This window comes from Lysobacter firmicutimachus (assembly GCF_037027445.1).
In the GTDB taxonomy this organism is placed as follows: Bacteria; Pseudomonadota; Gammaproteobacteria; order Xanthomonadales; family Xanthomonadaceae; genus Lysobacter; species Lysobacter firmicutimachus.
On record NZ_JBANDL010000002.1, the window covers coordinates 1512580 to 1534342 of the forward strand.

Annotated in this window: 20 protein-coding genes; 12 read left to right on the forward strand and 8 right to left on the reverse strand. The window is 69.6% G+C overall.

Annotation, left to right across the window (positions count from 1 at the left end):
* The first annotated feature begins 636 nt into the window (after nt 1–636).
* Together V2J18_RS06510 and V2J18_RS06515 are read left to right on the forward strand one after the other, a co-directional pair.
* Nucleotides 637–3288 carry a TonB-dependent receptor gene (locus tag V2J18_RS06510; RefSeq protein WP_336131348.1) on the forward strand — a complete coding sequence of 884 codons (2652 nt, stop codon included), beginning with the start codon at nt 637–639 and terminating at the stop codon, nt 3286–3288.
* A 313-nt stretch (nt 3289–3601) separates the two neighbouring features.
* Nucleotides 3602–4450: a DUF4349 domain-containing protein gene (locus V2J18_RS06515; RefSeq protein WP_336131349.1), complete on the forward strand. Its 849-nt coding sequence runs from the start codon at nt 3602–3604 to the stop codon at nt 4448–4450.
* Nucleotides 4451–4806: 356 nt separating this feature from the next.
* On the opposite strand, the gene V2J18_RS06520 is transcribed toward V2J18_RS06515, so the two are convergent.
* Nucleotides 4807–5103: a hypothetical protein gene (locus tag V2J18_RS06520; protein ID WP_336131350.1), complete on the reverse strand. Its 297-nt coding sequence runs from the start codon at nt 5101–5103 to the stop codon at nt 4807–4809.
* A gap of 104 nt (nt 5104–5207) precedes the next feature.
* Here V2J18_RS06520 and speG point away from each other — a divergent pair, with 104 nt between their 5' ends.
* Nucleotides 5208–5825, forward strand: a complete 618-nt coding sequence (gene speG, locus V2J18_RS06525; RefSeq protein ID WP_336131351.1) for a spermidine N1-acetyltransferase — start codon at nt 5208–5210, stop codon at nt 5823–5825.
* A gap of 36 nt (nt 5826–5861) precedes the next feature.
* Here speG and V2J18_RS06530 read toward each other — a convergent pair whose 3' ends face one another.
* The gene (locus V2J18_RS06530; RefSeq protein WP_425605959.1) at nt 5862–6815 is read right to left on the reverse strand and encodes a peptidylprolyl isomerase; all 954 of its coding nucleotides are present in this window, start codon (nt 6813–6815) and stop codon (nt 5862–5864) included.
* Between the two features lie 58 nt (nt 6816–6873).
* Nucleotides 6874–7338, reverse strand: a complete 465-nt coding sequence (locus tag V2J18_RS06535; protein ID WP_336131352.1) for a DUF1579 family protein — start codon at nt 7336–7338, stop codon at nt 6874–6876.
* A gap of 196 nt (nt 7339–7534) precedes the next feature.
* Here V2J18_RS06535 and V2J18_RS06540 point away from each other — a divergent pair, with 196 nt between their 5' ends.
* Together V2J18_RS06540 and V2J18_RS06545 are read left to right on the forward strand one after the other, a co-directional pair.
* A complete protein-coding gene (locus V2J18_RS06540; RefSeq protein ID WP_064748652.1) occupies nt 7535–7900 on the forward strand; it encodes a PadR family transcriptional regulator in 366 nt (121 codons plus the stop codon).
* Nucleotides 7897–8868 carry a sensor domain-containing protein gene (locus V2J18_RS06545; protein ID WP_261370141.1) on the forward strand — a complete coding sequence of 324 codons (972 nt, stop codon included), beginning with the start codon at nt 7897–7899 and terminating at the stop codon, nt 8866–8868. Before V2J18_RS06540 ends, V2J18_RS06545 begins: the two co-directional genes overlap by 4 nt.
* An 86-nt stretch (nt 8869–8954) precedes the next feature.
* On the opposite strand, the gene V2J18_RS06550 is transcribed toward V2J18_RS06545, so the two are convergent.
* From V2J18_RS06550 to V2J18_RS06560, 3 genes are all read right to left on the reverse strand, one after another.
* Nucleotides 8955–9347 carry a hypothetical protein gene (locus tag V2J18_RS06550; protein WP_336131353.1) on the reverse strand — a complete coding sequence of 131 codons (393 nt, stop codon included), beginning with the start codon at nt 9345–9347 and terminating at the stop codon, nt 8955–8957.
* Between the two features lie 294 nt (nt 9348–9641).
* On the reverse strand, nt 9642–10886 hold the full coding sequence (locus V2J18_RS06555) for a polyhydroxyalkanoate depolymerase (RefSeq protein WP_064748666.1): 1245 nt from the start codon (nt 10884–10886) through the stop codon (nt 9642–9644).
* Nucleotides 10887–11251: 365 nt separating this feature from the next.
* Nucleotides 11252–11860, reverse strand: coding sequence for a class I SAM-dependent DNA methyltransferase (locus V2J18_RS06560; RefSeq protein WP_336131354.1), 609 nt, complete (start codon nt 11858–11860; stop codon nt 11252–11254).
* A 299-nt stretch (nt 11861–12159) separates the two neighbouring features.
* Between V2J18_RS06560 and V2J18_RS06565 the strand changes: the two genes are divergently transcribed.
* Complete coding sequence (locus V2J18_RS06565; protein WP_064748649.1) at nt 12160–12582, forward strand: CopD family protein; 423 nt, start codon at nt 12160–12162, stop codon at nt 12580–12582.
* Nucleotides 12583–12756: 174 nt separating this feature from the next.
* Here the strand turns inward: V2J18_RS06565 and V2J18_RS06570 are convergent, their stop codons facing one another.
* On the reverse strand, nt 12757–14466 hold the full coding sequence (locus V2J18_RS06570; protein WP_064748648.1) for an alkaline phosphatase: 1710 nt from the start codon (nt 14464–14466) through the stop codon (nt 12757–12759).
* Between the two features lie 258 nt (nt 14467–14724).
* On the opposite strand from V2J18_RS06570, the gene V2J18_RS06575 reads away from it, so the two are divergent.
* The 4 genes from V2J18_RS06575 (at nt 14725) to V2J18_RS06590 (ending at nt 18124) form a co-directional block, all read left to right on the forward strand.
* Nucleotides 14725–15129: an ArsR/SmtB family transcription factor gene (locus V2J18_RS06575; protein ID WP_075575177.1), complete on the forward strand. Its 405-nt coding sequence runs from the start codon at nt 14725–14727 to the stop codon at nt 15127–15129.
* Between the two features lie 177 nt (nt 15130–15306).
* Nucleotides 15307–16641, forward strand: a complete 1335-nt coding sequence (locus V2J18_RS06580; RefSeq protein ID WP_064748647.1) for a dicarboxylate/amino acid:cation symporter — start codon at nt 15307–15309, stop codon at nt 16639–16641.
* 158 nt (nt 16642–16799) lie between these two features.
* Nucleotides 16800–17402 (forward strand): hypothetical protein, encoded by a 603-nt coding sequence (locus tag V2J18_RS06585; RefSeq protein ID WP_141233513.1) that lies wholly within the window; start codon nt 16800–16802, stop codon nt 17400–17402.
* Complete coding sequence (locus V2J18_RS06590) at nt 17402–18124, forward strand: hypothetical protein (RefSeq protein WP_064748645.1); 723 nt, start codon at nt 17402–17404, stop codon at nt 18122–18124. The genes V2J18_RS06585 and V2J18_RS06590 overlap by 1 nt, the downstream gene beginning before the upstream one ends.
* Nucleotides 18125–18163: 39 nt before the next feature.
* Here V2J18_RS06590 and V2J18_RS06595 read toward each other — a convergent pair whose 3' ends face one another.
* Nucleotides 18164–18652, reverse strand: coding sequence for an NUDIX hydrolase (locus tag V2J18_RS06595; RefSeq protein ID WP_064748644.1), 489 nt, complete (start codon nt 18650–18652; stop codon nt 18164–18166).
* A gap of 253 nt (nt 18653–18905) precedes the next feature.
* Between V2J18_RS06595 and V2J18_RS06600 the strand changes: the two genes are divergently transcribed.
* Together V2J18_RS06600 and V2J18_RS06605 are read left to right on the forward strand one after the other, a co-directional pair.
* Complete coding sequence (locus V2J18_RS06600; protein WP_064748643.1) at nt 18906–20318, forward strand: M16 family metallopeptidase; 1413 nt, start codon at nt 18906–18908, stop codon at nt 20316–20318.
* 10 nt (nt 20319–20328) lie between these two features.
* Entirely contained in the window at nt 20329–21750 is a 1422-nt protein-coding gene (locus V2J18_RS06605) for a M16 family metallopeptidase (RefSeq protein WP_087960733.1), read from the forward strand.
* The last annotated feature ends 13 nt before the right edge of the window (nt 21751–21763 follow it).

Below are 21763 nucleotides of genomic sequence, written 5' to 3' on the forward strand. Positions count from 1 at the left end.
GGCGAAAAAATCGCCCATTCCGGCGTGGTGCGGTTTGACGTCGCTTTATCGCGATGCAACATATCTCTCGTCGCCGCCGCGGCGACATTCGAATCCCACGCAGACCGCTCCCGTGAACGCAGCCGCCCCGACCCGCCGACCGAACGCCGCACCGCGTCGAATGCGCGCGTGTCGTCGCTCGATGTGTCGCTGTTGATACGCGGCCCGTCCCTTCCTTCGTCAGCGACCCGGCTGCTGCGCGCAGCGGTGTTCGCGCCACCGGTCGTCGTCCTGGTTCGTTCGCCTCATGTCCGCCGAGTTTCGTCTTCCGCCTTCGCCGTCAGCATCCGCCGCCTGGTTTGCGCCCCGCACGCGGCATCTGCGCATCCCTCCTGCGTGCCTTGGTCAAGCGCGTTTTGGTCGGGCGTGTCTGGGTCAGATCTGTAGTCGGCGGGTGATGCCCTGACGGGCTGAACCTGCCGCCGATTTCGCCCGCTCCGGAACGGTGCGCGGTCTTGCGGTCGCTCCGCATCGCGTCGTCCCCCTCCCCAACGTGACCCCGCTGCGCACCGCGCAGCGCGGACGGCTGCACGCCGTTCCGGTCGGGCCTTTGTTCGCCTTCGTTTTGCCTCTTCCCTTCGACTCAGGAATCCGCCCATGTCTTTCGTTTTCGATGCTTCCCGCGCCGGCGTGCGTTACCGACGACTCGCCCTCGCGCTGTCCCTGGCGCTGGCCGCGCCGCTGGCCCTGGCCGCGGAGGCCGCGCCGCAACCGGATGCCGAACCCGGCGTGACCCTGGACGCGGTCCAGGTCACCGGGTCCAACCTCAAGCGCAGCGACGAGGCCGGGGTCAATCCGGTGCTGGTGCTAGACCGCGCGCAGATCGAGAAGAGCGGCAAGGTCACCGTCTCCGACCTGCTGCGCAGCCTGACCGTCAACAGCGGCAACAGCTTCAACGAGCAGTACACCGGCAGCTTCGCCAACGGTTCGGCCGGCGTGTCGCTGCGCGGCCTGAGCCAGAAGAACACCCTGGTGCTGGTCAACGGCTATCGCGTCGCGTCCTACGGTTTCGCCCAGAACACCCAGGACAATTTTGTCGACCTCAACGCGTTGCCGTTGGGCGCGATCGAGCGGGTGGAAATCCTCAAGGACGGCGCCTCGGCGCTGTATGGCTCCGATGCCATCGCCGGCGTGGTCAATCTGATCCTGCGCCGCAAGACCGAAGGCATCGAAGTCGACGCGGCTTACGGCGCGGCCACCGAAGGCGGTATCGATCAGCACCGCATCGGCCTGCGCGCCGGCCATGGCGATCCGGCGACCGACCGCTACAGCCTGCGTTTCAGCCTCGACGTGTTCCAGCGCGGCCGGCTCGATGCCGACGAACGCGACCTGACCCGCGACGGCGACTACCGCGATCAACCCGGCGGACGCCTGGCCGGCTGGTCGACCCAGGGCGGTGCGTACCTGCGCAACCCGCGCGCGCCGGTCGCGTTCCCGTGCCAGTCCGGTACCCAGTCGCGGCCGTACAGCGACTTCGGCAGCCCGCTGCCGGGCAACGCCTGCGCCTTCAATACCCAGCCGTTCCGCACCCTGGTGCCGGATGTGGAGCGCTACCAGGCGCTGCTCGCCGGCGACGTGTGGTTCAACGATTCGCTGCAAGGCTTCGCCGAGGCGCTGTACAGCACCAGCCACAACGGTACCTACTTCAGCGCGCCGATGACGGTGGGCGCCGGCCTGCGCGCCTACGACCGCAGCACCGGCCGCCTGGTCGACATCCCGGCGGTGTTGCCGGTCGGCCATCCGAACAATCCGTATGCGACGCCGACGCCGTTCGAGTATTCCTTCCTGGACCTCGGCGCGCGCTACAAGATCAACAAGTCCGAGTTCTCGCGGGTGCTGGTCGGCCTGCGCGGCAAGGGCGAGACCTGGGACTGGGACGTCGCCGCCAGCCATTCGGAAAGCCGCCAGCACGAGTACGTGCGCAACTTCCTCAACCGCTATGCGTTCGAGCGGGTTTTGCGCGACGGCAGCTACGACTTCCTCGACCCCGCGCGCACTCCGGGCGCGCTGGAGGCGCTGCGCCTGTCGACCCGGCGTCCGGGCACGTACCGTCTGAGCACGCTCAACGGCAAGATCTCCGGCTTCCCGTTGCAGTGGCGCGCCGGCGACGTCGGCGTCGCCGCCGGCGTGGAGTTCCGCAACGAGGCCCAGGACGCGCGCACCAGCCCGCAGGTGTTGTCGGGCACCGAACTGCGCCCGGCGATCAACCTGATCGACGGCGACCGTCGGGTCTCGGCGGCGTTCTTCGAACTCAGCCTCAAGCCTTGGCAGTCGTTGGAGGTGCAGTTGGCCGGCCGCGGCGACCACTACAGCGACTTCGGCAGCGCGTTCTCGCCCAAGCTCGGCCTGCGTTGGCAGGTCGGCGACGATGTCCTGGTGCGCTTCAACGCCTCGCGCGGGTTCCGCGCGCCGTCGCTGCCGGAAATCGCCCAGAGCACCACGATCAGCTACGGCAGCGTGATCGATTCCTTCGATCCGGTGCAGCCCGGCGCCTCGCGCGGGGTGACCATCCTGCGCGCCGGCAATCCGGACCTGAAGGCCGAGCGTTCCAGCAACATCAATCTGGGCCTGCTGTGGTCGCCGGATGCCGATACCAGCCTCGGCGTGGACCTGTACCGGATCCGCCAGGACGATCTGATCGCGCCGGACAGCGTGCAGTACGTGGTCTCCAATCCGCAGCTCAACCCCGGCCGGATCACCCGCGACGCCCAGGGCCGTCTGCAACTGGTCGAGAACCGCTACGCCAACCAGGGCACCCTGACCACCACCGGTTTCGACATCGAAGGCCGCAAGGTCTGGCGCGCCGGCGATGCGGCCTGGACTCTGGACGGCGCGTGGACCCGCCTGCTCAGCTACGAGCAGCCGCAGGTGGCCGGGCAGGGGGCGCTGGAAGGCGCCGGCGGCAACCGTTTCGGCGCGTTGCCCAAGTGGCGCGGCATCACCTCGCTGAACTACGGCCGCGGCGACTGGACCGCGCAGCTGTCGTGGCGCTACATCGGCGGCTATCGCCAGCAGGTGGTGGACGCGCGCAGCAACCCCGGCCTGGACGGCGAGGTCGACGACCACCACCAGTTCGACCTGTACCTGGGCTACGAGGGCCTGCGCGACACCACGGTGTATCTGTCGGTGCAGAACCTGGCCGACAAGGACCCGCCGTTCGACCCGGCCGGCGGCGCGCTGCCGTACGACATCAGCCAGTACGACGCGCTGGGACGGTTCGTGACGGTGGGGTTCAAGCACAAGTTCTGAAGCCTGCGCGGCGAGCCGCGGACACCGGGATGCAGGGGGAAAGCCGCTTAACCCCCTGCGTCCCGTCGCGGCTCGTCGTGCCCGCGCAGCCGAGCTGCGGTGTTTCGTCCAGGCATCGCCATCAAGTCTCTGGAGTCCCGACTGCGCGGGCACGGCCGCGGGAAGATCCAGCGCAGCGTCCCAACCCCGTTCCGCTTCGGCCTGCGTTGATGTATCCACGACAACGGCGGCGACGGGCGAGCCCGCGTCCGCCGGCGGCGATGGCATAGTGCCGGGGCCGAACGGATCACGGACAAAGGCAAGGAGAACGGATATGGCGTATGGATTCGCGAAGCGGCTGTTGGCCGCCGCGCTGGTGGCAGGGACCTTGGCGGGCGCGGCGGGCTGCGCCAAGCACAACAGCGAGGCGGCCGCCGACGGCGCCGCCGCATCGGTCGCCGCGCCGGCGGCGCCGCCGCCGGAAGGCGGCAGCGCCGACAAGGCCGACCTCGGCGTGCTGCTGGCCTACGAACATCGGGTGCAGGTGCGCCTGCCCGGCGAGCGCATCGCGACCCAGGCGCAGGCGGTGCAGGCCGCGTGCAACGCGGGCAAGTTCGGCGCCTGCGCCGTGTTGGAGATGAGCCAGAGCGGCGGCGATTTCCCCAGCGCGATGCTGCAGGTGCGGGTCGTGCCGGCCGGGGTCGAACCGCTGGTGGCGCTGGCCGGCAAGGGCGAGGAAATCGGCGACCGCAGTATCCAGGCCGACGACCTGGCCACGGCGGTGCGCGACAACGCCATGCTGCGCGATCGGTTGCAGAAGGAGCATGCGCGGCTGTTGGAATTCCAGCAGCGCCAGGACCTCAAGATCGCCGACGTGTTGACCCTGTCCAGCCGCATCGCCGAGCTCGAGGCGCAGTTGCAGGCGGCGCAGCAGGAAGCGGCGCAGCAGCAGCGGCGGATCTCGACCCAGCTGGTCACCTTCGATTTCGAAACCACCCGAAGCCAGGCCAGCCGCAGCGAAATCGGCGAAGCGTTCCGCGATTTCGGCGGCATCGTGGCGGCGGTGGTCGCGTTTCTGATCCGCGCCGTTGCGGTGTTGCTGCCGCTGACCCTGGCGCTGCTGCCGCTGTTGTGGCTGTTGCGCCGCTATCTGCGCAAGCGCCGACAGGCCCGCGGCGGCTGACGGCGCGCCGCGGCGTGCGTGCCGGCCCGTCGTTGCGAGGCAGCGACGGGTCTGGAGCCGCATCGTTCGTCGCCGCACGGCGGGTAGGCGAGACGAGCCGCATCACGCGCGCCGTCCGGCGCGAATGTTCGCCTCGCATGGACCCGATCCGCTGCTGCGCAACAGGCATCCCTCGTAACAGCCGATCCGCTGCTGCGCAGCAGGCATTCCTCGTAACAGCCGATCCGCTGCTGCGCAACAGGCATTCCTCGTAACAGCCGATCCGCTGCTGCGCAGCAGGCATCCTTCGTAACAGCCGATCCGCTGCTGCGCAGCAGGCATCCCTCGTAACAGCCGATCCGCTGCTGCGCAGCGGATCAGCGCGCCTCGTCGTGTTCGAATTCGACCAGCACGTCGAGGTCGAAGGCCAGCGCCTCCACCGCCTCGCGTACGCGCGCCGCGGCATGGGCGCTGGGCGCGTCGATCTCGATCTCGTGGATGCCGGGCCCGGCGTCGTCGGGCAGGCCGGCGGAACTGGAATCGGCATCGTCCATGTGCGGCATCAGGTCGGCGACCTCTTCGACGTGTTCGATGCCATCGAGGCTGGACAACAGGTTGCCGATCGCGCGGGCATCGTCCTCGTTGCCGGTGATACGCAATCGAAGCAGGGGCATGGCGTGGCCTCGGCGTTTGGGAGAGTTTCGAGGCTAGGCAGGGGCCGGCTAAGGCCTCGTGAAGCGTCACACCCTTGCCGCGGGCGATGGAGTAGGGTGGCGTCATGAATGCGAGCCCTGCCACCGAAACCGACACCGCCGGCGATTCAGGCGAAGCCGGCGGCGCGTCCGTGCCGATCGTGACCTTGCGTCCGCTGGAACGCGGCGACCTGCACTTCGTCCACGTGCTCAACAACAACCGCAGCGTGATGGGCTACTGGTTCGAGGAGCCCTACGAGTCCTTCGTCGAACTCGAAGAGTTGTACCGCAAGCACATCCACGACCAGTCCGAGCGCCGCTTCATCGTCCAGGACGGGGGCCAGGAGCGGGTCGGCCTGGTCGAGCTGGTCGAGATCGACCACCTGCACCGCCGCGCCGAGTTCCTGATCATGATTTCGCCCGAACAGCAGCGGCGCGGCTACGCCCGCGCCGCGACCCGGCTGGCGATCAACTACGCGTTCCGGGTGTTGAACCTGTACAAGCTGTACTTGCTGGTCGACGTCGACAACACCCATGCGATCCGCATCTACGAAGAGGCCGGCTTCCGCCGCGAGGGCGTGCTGATCGACGAATTCTTCAGCGACGGCCGCTACCACGATGTGGTGCGGATGTGCCTGTTCCAGCACCAGGCGTTGGGCCTGGGCGAGGACGGGCCGCTGTCGCGGCGCCAGCGCCGCGACTGACGCCGCGTCCGGGCCACGGCCGGGACGCGGCGTGCGTCAGCGCTTCTTGCTCTTGGCCGCGGCCGGCGTCGCGGCCGCGGCTTCGCGCACCGGCACCGGCACGTTGCAGATATTGATGTGGCCGGCCGGCTGCAGGTACCAGTCGTCGCGGCGGTTGCGGCGCGATTCGACCAGTTCGGCGAACAGCGGCGTGTCGGTGCGCAGCACTTCCAGATTGGCGCGTTCGGCCTTGGGCACGTCGCTGGCGAGGCGGATCGCGCGGATCGGCGTGCGCTGGGCTGGGTCGGCGTAGAAGCCCAGCGGGCCGGTGCCGCGCGGCAGCGCCGACAGCAGTTCGATGCCCTGGATGACCCGGCCGACGGTGGTGATGTTGCGGTCCAGATGGCGCGGCGACTGGCCGATCACCACATAGAGTTCGGCGCCGTTGCTGGAATCGGCGGCCATGTCGCGGCCGGCGCCGACCGTGCCGTAACAATGCGCCAGCCAGCTCGAACCGGTGGCGGAATCGCGCGCGGCCGGGAAGCCGGCGACGAAGCCCGCTTGCGGCGCCCAGCCATCGGCATCGGGCAGCACGGTCATCGCCAGGCCCTGGCTCTTGCGCGCGAACTCGGCCGGCAGCTTGGGCTTGATTCCGCGGCCCAGCGGCTTGCGCTTGGCCGCGTCTTCGGCGTTGCCGTCGCCCCATTGCACGACGTAGTTGTCCTGGACGCGGTTGATGCTCAGGCCGTTCCAGTAACCGTTCGACGCCAGGGCGCGGATGTTGGCGACGTGCGCCGGCGCGAACTGCGGCGCCAACTCGATCACCACCCGGCCGGCCGCCAGTTCCAGGTACAGGGTGTTCTTCGGGTCCAGCGTGCGCCAGTCGCCGGGTCGGCTGGAATCGAGCACTTGCTGCATGGTCCGGCCCTTGCCGGCGGCGGTCTGCGCCTGGGCGGCGGGCAGGGCGGCGGTCAGCAGGCAGAACAGGGCGGCGTGCGGCATCCAACGCATCGGGCGATCTCCGGACTGGGGCGAAACGGGCGGGGAGGCCGGCGTGCGGCCGGCGGTCTCAAGGCTGGCGAGTGTAGTCGCCGCGGATGAACTCGGCGAAGTCGGCCTGGCCCGGGAAGCGGTTCTCGATCACGAAGCGGTAGCGGTCGCCATCGAACTCGTAGCGGTAGCGCGACTCGCCTTGCGGGGTGACTTTCTCGAAATACAGGGTGTCGCCCTGCCAGCGGCCGCGCGCCGGCGCCGGTGGGAAGCCCATCGAGTCGAACCACCACCACAGCACGTCCTGGCTGTCGGGCTCGATCAGGAACACGCCGTGGCCGCGGAACACGACCCGGCCGTCCTTGACCTGTTCGTAATCCTGCAACAGCGCGCTGCCGTCCAGGCCGACCCGGTAGCGGCCGTGCCCGAGCGATTCGCCGCCGGCGCCCCAGGGCGAAGGCTGAGCCCGTTCGGGGCCGGTCCAGTCGCCGGCCAGGCGATGCAGCAGGGCGAGGTGGGCGGGGTCGGGGCGCGGGAAGTCCATGGCGGCGGGCTCGGCGGGGCGGTCGGGCGAGCATGGCATGGAGCCGGGAGCCGGCGGATGGGGGGAGCGCGAAAACGAAGCCGCCGGCCTGCTGGCTCCTGGCCGGGCCCGCTATCCCATGGCTATTACTATCAGCACATCCGCTATACCGAACTTAGTACTAGTCTGACCTCCAAGATAGCGGAAGGAGGCGGACGTGGACGAATTCGAAAGCCAACGGCGCAAGTTCCAGAAAGAGTTGAGCACCGGCACGGTCTCGCTGGCCCTGCTCGCGGTGCTCGGCGGGGCGGCCGAACCGATGTACGGCTACCAGATCGCCAAGCGCCTGGAACGCGAGGGCGAGGGCGTGCTGAGCGGCAAGCAGAGTGCGCTGTATCCGGTGCTGCGCAATCTCGGCACGGCCGGGTTGCTCGACAGCCATGTCGAGCCTTCGGTGACCGGGCCGCCGCGCCGCTACTACCGCATTACCGACGCCGGGCGGCAGGTACTGCGCGAATGGGTCTCCGCCTGGCGCGCCACCCGCGATTCCGTCGATTCCGTACTCCAGGGGCTAGACCTATGAACGCCACCACCACGAAAGCCGGCTTCGAGAACGCGCGCTCCGAGCACGAGCGCTCCGAACACGCCGCCGCCGGCTTGCCGCACTCCATCCCCGAGTACCTGGAGCGCCTGCGTGCGGCGCTGGCCGGCGCCGACCCGGCGCTGGTGCAGGACGCGCTGTACGACGCCGAGGAGTATCTGCGCTCGGAAATGGCCGAAAACCCGGGCCGCAGCGAGGCCGAGGTGATCGCCTCGGTCGCCGGCAGCTACGGCGCCCCCGACGAGGTCGCCGAGATCTACCGCGACACCGAGGTCAAGGTGCAGACCGCGCTGCGGCCGCCGGCGCCGCGGCCGCGCAAGTCGCTGCTCGGCCGTTTCTTCGGCGTCGCCGCCGAACCGCGCACCTACGCCGCGCTGTTCTACATGCTGCTGTCGCTGGCCACCGGCGTGTTCTATTTCACCTGGGTCACCACCGGCCTGTCGGTGTCGATGGGCCTGATGATCCTGATCGTCGGCCTGCCGCTGCTGATCCTGTTCGTGGGTTCGGTGCGGGTGCTGGCCCTGGTCGAAGGCCGCCTGGTCGAGGCCATGCTCGGCGAACGCATGCCGCGGCGGCCGCTGTACAGCCAGCGCGGCCGGCCGTTGCTGGAGCGGATCAAGGACATGTTCACCGACCCGCGGACCTGGGGCACCCTGCTGTACATGCTGCTGATGCTGCCGCTGGGCACGGTCTACTTCACCGTCGCGATGACCGGGTTGAGCATCTCGCTGTCGCTGATCTTCTTCCCGCTGCTGCGCCTGATGGGCATCGGCACGATCCAGGTCCACGGTTACGACGTGTTCGCCGCCTGGGAACCCTGGTCGTGGCCGGCGACGGTGCTGGCGGGCGTGGTGGCGCTGTTCCTGACCATGCACATCGCCCGCCTGGTCGGACACCTGCACGGCCAACTGGCCAAGCACCTGCTGGTGCGCTCAGCGCAGTACGGTTGATCGGCGGCGCTGCGCGACGCCGATTCGCGGGCACGAAAAAGCCGGCCGCAGGGCCGGCTTTTTCGTGCGCTTGGCTGAGCTGCGGCTCAGGGAACGAAGCAGCTCATCTTGACCTGCAGGAACGCCACTTGTTCGTGCTGCATCGCCGCCTGGCAAGTCGGGTCGGACGAGGAGCCGGCCTGCTGGCAGGTGGTTTGGCGCTGCTGCGAGCGGATGTTGTACAACTGGCGCTGCACCGCGCACATGCCGGTCGGCGCCGGACACTGCGCATCCATCATCTGCCAGTAGACGTTCTCGACCTGCTGGCTCTGCAGGCACAGCGGGCTGTTCGGCCCCTGGGTGGTGCAGGCATTGACGCGCTGGATGTGGCTGACCTCGACCTGGGTGCGGGCGGCCTGACAGGCGGGAGTGGCGGCGGACGCGGCGCCCGCGGCCAGCAACAGCGCGGACAGGGGGGCGGATACGATGGCGATCTTCATCAAGCTCTCCTTAGCTGATCGGGATGGGGGGACGCAGGACGCGGCGATCCCGGCGCCGCGCCGGACGCGACTGTAACCGCTGCGGCGACGGCCTCGCCCGTGCCGTTGGACCGATACGGGTCGCAGAAGCGCGGGCCGGATCGTCGTCATCGCGAGCAGCAACGGCGATAGCAGCAACGGCGATCCTGCCTGCGCGACCGTCGGGTGCGTTCCTGGCGCGGCCGGTCCGCCGGCAACGAAAAGCCCGGCCGGAGCCGGGCTGGGTTGGGCTGCCGCGCGTTCGGCGCGCTGCTTTCAGGCGGCGTATCTGGCGATGAAGTCGCGCACCTGCGGATACACCTGATCGCGCCAGCGGCGGCCGCTGAAGATGCCGTAGTGGCCGGCGCCGGCCACGGTGAGGTGCTCGCGGTCGGCTTCGGCCACGCCGGTGCACAGAGTGTGCGCGGCGCGGGTCTGGCCCTGGCCGGAGATGTCGTCGAGCTCGCCTTCCACGGTCAGCAGGGCGGTGTTCTTGATCGCGCTCGGGTCGACCCGCTCGCCGGCCACGTCCCACAGCCCGCGCGGCAGCAGGTGCTGCTGGAACACCACCCGGATGGTGTCGAGGTAGTACTCGGCCGGCATGTCGAGCACGGCGTTGTACTCGTCGTAGAAGCGGCGATGCGAATCGGCGTCTTCCAGGTCGCCCTTGAGCAGGTCCTGGTAGAAGTCCCAGTGCGACTGGAAATGCCGCTCCGGGTTCATCGCCACGAAGCCGCTGTGCTGCAGGAAGCCCGGATACACGCGGCGGCCGCGGCCGGGGAAATTGGCCGGCACGTGATGGATCAGATTGCCCTCGAACCACCACAGCGGCTTGTGCACGGCCAGGTCGTTGACCTTGGTCGGGCTTTCGCGGGTGTCGATCGGCCCGCCCATCATCACCAGCGAGCGCGGCGTGGCTTCGCCGCGCGCGGCCATCAGCGACACCGCCGCCAGCACCGGCACGGTCGGCTGGCAGACGCTGATGACGTGCAGGCTCTCGGCGCCGATCAGGCGGATGAAGTCCTGGATGTAGGCGACGTAGTCGTCCAGGGTGAAGGCGCCGTCCTCGATCGGCACCATGCGCGCGTCGACCCAGTCGGTGATGTAGACCTTGTGGTCGCGCAGCAGGGTCTTGACCGTGTCGCGCAGCAGGGTGCTGTGGTGTCCCGACAGCGGCGCGACCACCAGCACCGGCGGATCGTCCTTGAGCTCGGCGATGTTGCCGGCGTCGTCGGCGTAGCGCTTGAAGCGCAGCAGCCGGCAGAACGGCTTGCGCTGCATTTCGCGCTCGATCACCGGATAGGCGTTGCCGTCGATCTGCACCGAGTGGATGCCGAATTCGGGTTTTTCGTAGTCCTTGCCGACCCGGTACAGCAGCTCGTAGCCGGCGGCCAGGCGCGAGGCGCCGGGCAGCGACGACAGCCAGCTGCCGGGCGCGGCGAACATCTTGGCGCCGGCATCGGCCCAGTAGGTCATCGGGGCCATCCAGGCGCGGCCGAGTTCGTGCATTTGATAAAGCAGCATCGGGTCGGACTCTCAGTGGCGGACGAACTGGCGCCGGAGCGTAGCGGTTCCGGCGCGGGCGGTTTGCTGCGGCGCAGCATAGCGGATTGCGACGTCGGTCGCGTGAATGGCGGTCAGGGTTGCAGGGACCATTGAGACGCTAACCGTGCCTGCGCGCCGGTCCTGTAGGAGCGGCGTAAGCCGCGACAGCCGAAGCGATCGACGTCAGCGTGCGTCCCGAAGTTCGGTCGTCCGGCCAGCCGACGGTGATGCGCTGCGAATCCAGGCTTCGGGTCGAGGCGTGGTATCCGCACCGCTTCGGTTGTCGCGGCTTACGCCGCTCCTACAGAGGCGGCTTAGCCTCCGCGAAGACGAGGGGCGGCTCAGTCGGCGGTTTCCAGCGCCGCGGTGCCGCCGCGCAGGGCCGGGCCCAGCCACAGGTGCGAACCCAGGGCGGTGAAGCCGTGGGCGGCGAAGCGTTCGCGGTAGAAGCGGGCGGGGCGGCGCTTGAAACCCTCGGTGTCGCCTTCGATGCCGTCCTCGCGGGTGAAGGTCTCCAGGAACGCGACGCCGCCGCACAGTTCGGCCAGTCCGGGCAGGCCGCGGTCGAGTTCGCGCGTGTCCAGGTAGTGCATGACGTCGCTGCAGATCAGCAGGTCGACCGGCGCGCAGGGACGCAGGTACTGGAAGTCGCCGAAGCTGGCCAGGTGCAGGTTGCGGCTGCGGCCGAAGCGCGCAGTGGCGTACTGGCTGGCGTCGAATCCCAGATACTGCGCGCGCGGTCGCAGCTTCAGCAGCGGCGCGCGCCACGGGCCTTCGCCGCAGCCGATGTCGAGCACGCTGCGCAGCGGCCGCTCGAGATGGTATTCGGCGGTGGTCACGGCCAGCGCGACCTTGCGCGCCAGGCGCGCGGCGCCGCCGATCGCCTGGTCCTTGAGCGCGGGGTCGCGGTACCAGCGCTGGAAATAGTCGGCGTCGTACTGTTTGCTCATGCGGGGCGTGCGTTTGCGGCGGGCGTGGCATCCTAGCGCGCACCGCGCCCGTGCGCAGCGCCCGCCGGGCCGGTCGTCGCGGCCTTCAGGGCCGAGTCGTGCCGGCCTCGGCCCATTCGTTGCCCCGCGCCCCGTCGCGGCGCGACCGGCTTTCGATCCGTTCGCTCAACCGGTCCGTTAACTCAGTCCCTGCAAGCAAGCCCGTTCAAGCAAGTCCGCCCGCGCCAGCTCATACCCGCCGTTTCGTTTCCAACCGCTCCTCCGCCACGCCAGCCTCGTCCGCCCGCCAGGAATTCGCCATGACCGCCTATCTGTTGACCAAGACCTTCCATCTCGTGTTCGTGATGGCCTGGATGGGCGGGGTGTTCTACCTGCCGCGGATCCTGGTCAACATCGCCGAGGCCGGCGACGAGCCCGCGGTGCGCGCGCGCCTGGTGCTGATGGGGCGGCGGCTGTACCGCTTCGGCCACATCATGTTCGGCCTGGCCGCGATCCTCGGCGGCGTGTTGTGGTTCGTGTTCCACATGAGCGGCGGCTGGCTGCACGCCAAGCTGACCGTGGTCGCGGCCATGCTGGCCTTCTACATCGTCAGCGGCCGCTGGCTCAAGGGCGTCGACCAGGGCCGCCCGCTGCCGTCTTCGCGCGCTCTGCGCGTGTTCAACGAAATTCCCGTATTCGCCCTGATCGCGATCGTGTGGCTGGTGTTGGCTAAGCCGTTTTGAGCGGGGATTCGGGATTCGGGATTGGTTGGAGCGGGAGCCGGATGCTGGAGCTATGGCTCAACGAAAACGGCGACCCTTGTGGGGTCGCCGTTTTGCTGTTTCGCCCTTGGCTTTTGCCGTTGCCACCTTTGACGAAGGGGGCGGGGGATCGGCTGTTGCCGGCGCCTTCGCGCCTCAGCGTGGCTTGAAATCGTCCGGCTTGGGCAACATCACCGGCACCTGGTTGGCATCGCAATCGCCCTTGGCGCACAGCGCCGCGCGCAGGCTCGGCATCGACTGCAGCAGGAAGTGGTAGATCGCGTTCTGCTCGACGCTGCCGCGCACCGCGGCGCTGCCGGGGCCGCGCGCCCAGATGCCGACGTCGTCGCCGCCGTGGGTTTCGGCGTTGGTCGGCACCAGCGCTTCCTGCATGTAATCCGGATGCTCGGTGTCGACCCGGCTCAGGTCCGGCCGGCCCTTGGCGATCTCCTCGAAGCCGCTGGCGGTGTGCGGGAAGGTGTGCGGGCCCTCCGGCTGCTGCGCGCTGGCGCCGGTATAGCCCGGGCCGTTGCTGTAATTGAGGGTCGTGTAGGGGCGGCCGAGCGCATCGCGGGCGTATTCGTTGGCGTCGCCGTCCTCGCCGCTGGTGCCGCGCACCTTGCCCAGCATCGGATTGCCGCGGGTCGGGTAGCCGACGAAGCTTAGGGTGTGCGAGTGGTCGGCGGTGACCAGGATCAGCGTGTCCTCGGCCGAAGTGGCCTTATCGGCGGCGGCGACGGCTTCGCTCAGGGCGATGGTGTCGGTCAGGGCGCGGTAGGCGTTGCCCATGTGGTGGGCGTGGTCGATGCGGCCGCCTTCGACCAGCAGCACGAAGCCGCGGTCGCCCTTGATCGCTTTCAACCGCTCGATCGCGGCCACGGTCATCTCCGCCAGCGAGGGCTCGCCCGCGCGGTCCTGCGGACGGTCGTGGCTGAACTGCATGTGGTCGGGTTCGAACAGGCCGAACAGCGGGCGGTCCTTGGGCGCCGCGGCGAACTGCTTGGCGTTCCAGACATAGGCGCCGCCGGGATGACGCTGCTTCCAGGCCGCGATCAAGTCGCGGCCGTCCAGGCGCTGGCCGACCTTGTCGTCGTACTCCGGATCGCGCTGTTCGACGGTCATGAAGTTGCCGCGGCCGCCGCCGAGCAGCACGTCCGGGCCGGTGCCGAACGGCGACTCGATCATCTGCCGGGCGATGTCGACGCAGCCTTCGGCCTTGGCCTTCTCCGGCAGGTCCATGTCGTTTTCCCAGTTGCGGTCGGCCGAATGGCTGAAGGTCGCGCCCGGGGTGGCGTGGGTGACGCGGGTGGTGGTGACCACGCCGGTGGCCAGGCCGCTGCCCGCGGCGAGTTCCCACAGGGTCAGCATCGGCGCCTTCAGCGCCTCGGCGCAGTCGCCGCGCGCGCCCTTCTGGCCGATGCTGAGTACGCCGGCGCGGGTCTTCACCCCGGTCGCCATCGCGCTCATGGTGCCGGCCGAGTCGGGGGTCTGCGAATCGGTGTTGTACGTCTTGCTGAGCGCGGTGGCCGGGAAGCGCTCCCAGCTCAGGCGGTTCTCTTCGCCGGGAGCGCCGCGCTGCTGGCCGGCGAGGATGCGTGCGGCCGCGACGGTGGTCAGGCTCATGCCGTCGCCGACGAACAGAATCACGTTTTTGGCCTTGGCCGCGCTGGCCCCGCGTTGCGCGGCCTGGGCGGCGCCGTCGCGATACCACCAGGCCGGAGTCTCGCCCTGCGGATGCTGGATCGTCGGCACGTCGACGACCACGCCGGCCGAGGGCGCATCGGCGCGGGTGACCGGCGCGGCGGCCGCGCAGGCGGTCAGCAACGCGGGAACGAGGAGGGCGGAGGCGGAACGCAGCTTGGGCATGGACGGCCGGACTCGGGACGGACAAGCGGCCGATTATGCCCCGGGCGTGTGACGGCGCGAGCGCGCCCGGCGGGCGTCGGCTTTGCCGGCCCAGGCGGGAAAGGCCAGGCCCGCGCACGGCGGATTCGAGCGATAGACGGGCGGCAAAAAGCACAAAGTCCACCGGACCCTGACCGCCCCTATAGCTTTCCCGATTCCCGATTCGCGGAACTTCGGAACCTGTAGCCGCCCGCCCCCGCTTGTAGCAAGCTTGGCCGCATGAGGCCGCTGCACCACCCCGCCACCGACGACATCGAGCTGACCGCAGTGCTGTATGCGCTGGCCGATCCGGTGCGCCTGCGCCTGATCCGCGGACTGAGCCGCGACACGCCGGTGTCCTGCATCGCCGCCTGCGTCGAGGACGAGTTGCCGCGTGCGACCCTGTCGCGGCATTTCGACGTGCTGCGTTCGGCGGGGCTGGTGCGCACGGTCAAATCCGGAACGCAGAATCTCAACACCCTGCGCTGCGACGACCTGGAGCGGCGTTTCCCCGGCCTGTTGCGCGCGGTGCTGGCCGGGTGCGGCGCACCGGTCAAATCGGCGTCGAAGCCCGCTGCGAAAGCCGCTGCGGCGACCCGTCGCGGCGGCGCGGCGCGCCGGCCAGCGGCCAAGGCGCGGGGCTGACATGCGCCGGCGCGCGCGGCGGTTTGCCGAAGCGGTCGCAATTCATGACGTTTGGTTGCCGGCTTATGCCGCCGGATTAGCCGGGGCCGCCGCGAAGCTGTTTATCGTGGCGTCCCGCCATCGCCGGGCCGCTTCGCGCGGCGCGGCGCCTCTTTCGACTTCACCGGACGATACGCCATGACCGCAGTGTTCCAGGCCTGGTTCCGCATTCCGTTCTGGCAGCGCGTGGTCGCCGGCTTCGTGCTCGGCGCGCTCGCCGGCTGGGCGTTCGGGCCCGCGGCCGAAACCTGGTTCGGTCCGCTCGGCGATCTCTACGTCACCCTGATCAAGATGATCGCGGTGCCGCTGGTGTTCTTCGCGGTCATCAACGCGGTGGCCTCGCTGCACGGACAAAAATCGATCGCCGCGCTCGGCGGCCGCACCTTCGTCTGGTTCGCGATCACCGCGGTGCTGGCGGTCGCGGTCGGGCTGGCGGTCGGCACGATCCTGCAGCCGGGCACCGGCGTGATCGGGCTGGCGGTGGACTCGTCCTACAAGCCGCGCGACGTGCCCAGCGTGACCCGCGTGCTGCTCGACGTGGTGCCGAGCAATCCGTTCTACGCCCTGACCGGCATCGGCACGACCAAGAACGCCGCCGGCGAGACCGTGCTGGCCGCAGGCAAGGGCTCGATCCTGCCGGTGATCTTCTTCGCCGGCCTGCTCGGCTTCGCCATGGTCAAGCTCGGCGACAAGGTCGCCGGGGTGCGCAAGCTGGTCGGCGAAGCCAGCGACCTGATGATCCAGGTCACCCGCTTCGTGCTCGAAGTCACCCCGATCGGCACCTTCGGCCTGATCGCCGGCCTGGTCGGCGCCTACGGCTTCGAGAAGCTGCTGCCGCTGGGCAATTTCGTCCTGGCGCTGTACCTGGCCTGCGCCCTGCACATCGTCGTGGTCTACAGCGCGCTGCTGCTCGCGCACGGGCTCAATCCGCTCAAATTCTTCCGCGGCGCCGCGCCGGGCATGCAGGTCGCCTTCGTCAGCTCGTCGAGCTTCGCCGCGATGCCGGTGGCGATGCGTTCGATCACCCACAACCTGGGCGTCAACAAGGACTATGCCGCGTTCGCTTCGCCGCTGGGCGCGAGCATCAAGATGGACGGCTGCGGCGCGATCTATCCGGCGCTGTGCGCGGTGTTCATCTCGCAGTACACCGGCACGCCGCTGAGCGCCGACCAGTACTTCATCGTGCTGATCGCCTCGGTGTTGGGAAGCTTCGGCACCGCCGGCGTACCGGGCACGGCGGTGATCATGGCCACGGTGGTGCTCAGCGCGGCCGGCCTGCCGCTGGAGACCATCGGCTACCTGTACGCGATCGACCGCATCCTGGACATGATGCGCACGCTGACCAACGTCACCGGGCAGATGCTGGTGCCGGTGCTGGTGGCCAAGGAAACCGGATTGCTGGACCGCGCGGTCTACGAGGCGGCGCCGACCAACGTCGGCATCGAGGACGGCCCGGAGCAGGGCCGCACCTGAGCGGAGCCTGCCGGCCGCCGCGCCCGACGCCGCGGTTTTGTCGTCGCCGCGCGTCGCGGCGACGCCTTGGACGGGGATCTGCTACGCCATAAGGCCGTGGCGCATCGCCGCCGGCTTACGGCATCATCCAGCCCTCGCCACCGACACGGAGCGCAGGGATGACGGCAGGGACGTCGACAGAAAAGGCCAGCGGAACGGCCGCCCGAACGGCACGCGCGGCGATCCGCTTCGCCGGCGCGGTGTTCGCCCTCGGCCTGGCCGCCTGCGCCAGCGCGCCGCCGTCTTCGCAAGGCGACAATCGCTCCGGCGCGGTCGGCGTGCGCTCGATCGACAAGCAAGTGCTCGACGCCGAGCGGCTGCAACTGGCCGCCAACGAAACCTTCCAGATGCCGCTGGCCGAAGCCGGCAACGCCGCGCCGGCGTATCCCGACGAGCTGCTGGCGCAGCGCCTGGCGCCGCAGACGGTCTGCCTGAACCTGGCCATCGGCGCCGACGGCGCGGTCGCCGGCAGCCGTCCGGTCGAACGCGCCGAAGGCTGTCCGGCGCCCGCCACGGTCGACCCGCGCTTCTTCGCGGCGGCCCGGCGCGCGGTGGCGCAATGGCGTTTCGACCCTGCGTTCCGCTGCGTCTATCCCGGCGCCAAGCCGGTCGACGAACAAGGCTGCGTCAGCGGCCGCGAGGAACCGGTCGCGGTCAGCCTGGCGTTCCGCTTCGTGTTCGAGCAACGCGACGGCCGCGGCCTGGTCCGGATCGGCGGCTGATGTCGGCGCTGAGGGAAGCCGATCCGGGCGTCGGCGTCGCGCCGGTGCCGATGCAAGAGGAGGAGCGTCGGCGCCTGGCCCGGTTCGCCGGCCTGGATCGGCCGGCGTCCGGGCAGGGCCTGTGGAGGGGCGTGTTGCGGCCCTGGTTGAGTCTGATTCCGGCGAGCGTATTGCTGGCCTGGCTGGCGCAGCGCGCGCTGCTGTTGCCGTCGTGGCTCGAGAGCCGATTGCTGCCGGTGTTGGCGGCGTACCTGAGCGCGAGCGGGCTGGCCATCGCCGGCCGTTGGCTGTGGCTGCGGCGCCGGCGGGCGCAATGGCGCCGGCGCGTGCACGGGCCGTATCTGGCCGACTTGGACCGCGGCGACGTCGAGGAAGAGCGTTACGCCTTCGACGCCTGCAAATCCTGGCGCGAACCCGAACGCGGGGCGGTGCTGCATCTGTTGCGGATCGACGCCGAACGCTGCTTCGCCGTGCACGATTACCGCGACGAGGACTACGCCGCGTTTCTCGCCGGCGAAGCGCCGCGGCGGTTGCTGCGGCCGGCGCGCCGCGCGGTGCTGCGGCGCGCGCCGGTGTCGCGTCTGGCCCTGTCGCTGCGTTTCGACGACGACGCCTTCGCGACCGTGGTCGAGGACGGTCCCTACAGCGATCGTTGGCCGCCGAACCGGCAGGTCTGGCGGGTGCCGTGGGACGAGGTCGAACAGCGCCTGATGGCGGCCTGAGCGGCGCGCGCCGTTCCAGGGCGCAGGGCGCGGCCCGCTTCAGATGCGCGAGTAGCTCCACGACTGCATGCGCCCGTCGCGGTACGGCATCACGCCGTGGAACGGGCGCGGGTCGGCGTCGAACACCAGCGGCAGGAACTCGCGGTCGCCTTCCCACATCGGCAATTCGTGCAGGCGCTCGATCGGCACCCACTCCAGGGTGCCTTCGGCATTGCTGGCCGGCGGCGCGCCGGCGAAGGCGGTGACCACGAACACGAAGCCCAGCCAGTCTTCGCCGTGCTTGCCGAAGCCCGGCCAACTGATGGTGCCGCGCAGATTCATCGCCAGGCAGTCGATCCCGGCTTCTTCGCGGATCTCGCGGCGCATGCCGGCGACCACGTCCTCGTCGCGCTCGAGCTTGCCGCCCAGGCCGTTGTACTTGCCGAGCTGGTGATCGTCGGGGCGGGCGTTGCGATGCACCATCAGCACCTGGCGGCCATCGGGCGAGAGTACGTAACCGAGGGTGGCGACGATGGGCGTGTACGGCATCGGGAATTCCTGGACGGGGCGCGCCGCCGGCGGGCGGCGGACGTGGGCCGCACAGTGTCGGCCATTCGCCGCGCCCAGGCCAGGACCGTCGTCAACGCAGATCGCGGTCGTCGCCCTACGTGACTTTCGACCCATGTTTTTCGTCCGGCCGCGCGCCGTGCCGCGCCGGGTTAGCGTGCGGCCGCCTCCGTCACGTAGCATCGGGGGCCCGCCGCGGTTGCGGACGGACCATTCGACCAGGAAGGAGACATCCATGCGCAAGCGTCATCTGAGCGTATTGCTGGCCGGCCTGACCACGATCGCCAGCGCCGCGTCCGCCACCGCGCACGCCGCCGAGAGCGATCGCTGGCAAGTGCCGGTCGCGGTGAAGAAACTCGACAACGGACTGACCGTGGTCGTATCCCAGGACCGCAGCTCGCCGACCGTCGGCGTCAGCGTGGTCTACCACGTCGGCATGCGCCTGGAGCCGCGCAACCGCACCGGCTTCGCCCACCTGTTCGAACACCTGATGTTCCAGGGCACGCCGGTCGCGCCCAAGGGCGTGTTCGACAACGTCATCAGCGGCGGCGGCGGACGCAACAACGGCTCGACCCGGGCCGACTTCACCAACTACATCGAGGTCGCGCCGGTGTCGGCGCTGGACCGCATTCTGTGGCTGGAAGCGGACCGGATGAAGACCCTGGATTTCAACCCGGCCACGCTCAAGAACCAGCAGGACGTGGTCAAGGAAGAGATCCGGGTCAACGTGAAGAACAAGCCCTACGGCGGCTTCATGTGGATCGACATCGCCCAGCAGGCGTTCCAGAAGTGGGAGAACAACCACGACGGCTACGGCAGCTTCGAGGACCTGGAGAACGCCAGCCTCGACGACGTGCGTTCGTTCCACCGCGACTACTACGGCCCCAACAACGCCGTGCTCGGCATCGCCGGCGACATCAGCCCCGAGGACGCGTTCAAGCTCGCCGACAAGTACTTCGGCGCGATTCCGGGCCGGCCGACGCCGGAAGCGCCGGATTTCTCCGAAGGCCTCAACACCGAGGAGAAGCGCATCACCCAGAGCGACGCGCTGGCGCAGGTGCCGGCGGTGGCCGCGGCCTGGAAGATGCCCGCGCGCGGCAGCCGCGACCAGGCGCCGATGGCGGTGCTCGGCAACCTGCTCGCCGGCGACGAGGCTTCGCGGCTCTACCAGGGCCTGGTCAAGCAGCGCCAGATCGCGATCAACATCGATCCGCTGTACGGCCTGACCGACCCCTGGAGCTACAACGGCCCGACCCTGTTCACCCTGTTCGCGCTGTACCGCCCCGACAGCAGCGCCGACGCGGTGCTGGCGGCGATCGACGAGGAGGTCGCCAAGGTCGCCCGCGAAGGCGTCGACGCGGCCACCCTCAAGCGGGTCAAGACCCGCATGCTGGCCGACTGGTACAACGGCCTGGAAAGCTTCATCGAGCGCGCCGACACCGTCGCGCGCATGCAGACCCTGTGGGGCGACGCGCAGGTGGTGAACAAGGTGCCGGGCTGGATCGAAGGCGTGACCTCGGCCGACCTGCAGCGCGTCGCCAAGACCTATCTGACCCGCGCCAACCGCACCGTGATCGACCGCCGTCCGGCGGCGATGATGCCCGGCGCGGCCAAGCCCGCGGCCGCCGCGCCGGCCGGCCAGCACTGAGGAGACGACCATGACGATCCACAAGACTCTGCTCGCGTTCTCCACCGCGCTGGTGCTGTTCGGCAGCACCGCGGCGATGGCCGGTCCCGGCGTCAAACTGCCCGAGCAACTGCCGCCGTTGGCCGCCGACAAGGCGCTGCCGGTGCCGCAGATCGCGCAGAAGACCCTCGCCAACGGCCTGCAGGTGTGGGTGGTGCCGCGCCAGGGCGTGCCGCGCGTGGACTACGTGCTGGCGATGCGCAACGCCGGCCTGGCCGCCGATGCGGCCGACGCGCCGGGCTTCGCTTCGTTGTACGCCGGCTTGCTGACCCAGGGCACCGCCAAGCGCGACGCCAAGGCGATCGCCGAAGCGGCGCAGGGCTACGGCGGCGGCATCGGCGCCAGCGCCGCCAACGACGGCATCCAGCTCAGCGCCAACGCGTTGCCTTCGCAGGCCGAACCGATGCTGCGCCTGCTGGCCGAAGTCGCGCAGCAGCCGACCTTCCCCGACGGCGAGGTCAAGCTGGCCCAGGCCAATGCCTTGCAAGGCTTGAAAGTCGCGCAGTCGCAGCCGGGCTTCAAGGCAACCCAGGCGCTGCTCGCCACCACTTTCGGCGATCACCCCTACGCGCGGGTGCAACCGACCGAGGCGGCGATCAACGCGGTCACCGCCGAAAAGGTGCGGGCCGAGCATCTGCGCCGTTTCCGCCCCGACCGCGGTTTGCTGGTCATCACCGGCCGGATCGCGCCGGAGCAGGGCTTCAAGCTCGCCGAGGCGGCGTTCGCCGGCTGGAAGGCCGAAGGCGAGCCGATCGCCGACGCGGTGCCGGCGCGGCGCGAGGCGCCGCCGAAGCGCGTGTTCGTGCAGCGCGACGGCAGCGTGCAGTCGGCGGTGCGGCTGGGCCATCCGTCGATCGCCGCGACCGATGCCGACTACGTGCCGGCGCAATTGGCCGGGATCGTGCTGGGCGGCGGCTTCAGCAGCCGGCTGATGCAGAACCTGCGCGAGGACAAGGGCTACACCTACGGCGCGCGCGGCGGACTCAGCGCGATGCGCGCCGGCGGTCTGGTCCAGGCTTCGGCCGATGTGCGCAACGAGGTCACCGGCGAGGCGATCAAGGAGTTCCTGTACGAGTTCGGCAAGCTCAACGATTACAAAGTCGATGCGCCCGAGCTGGAGGACACCAAGCGCTACGTCGCCGGCGGCTATCTGATCAACAACCAGATGCAAGGCGCGGTCGCCGCGACCCTGGCCAACAACTGGCTGGCGGGACTGGCGCCGGAGTTCCTCGGCGAGTACGTGCCGAAGGTGCGCGCGGTCGGCGCCGAGCAAGTGCAGGCGATGGCGCGCAAGTACTACGCACCGAAGGACTTGTCGATCATCGTGGTCGGCGACGCCAAGGCCCTGGGCAATCAACTCAAGCCTTACGGCGAATTCGGTTCCGGTTTCTGAGCCGGATCGCTGG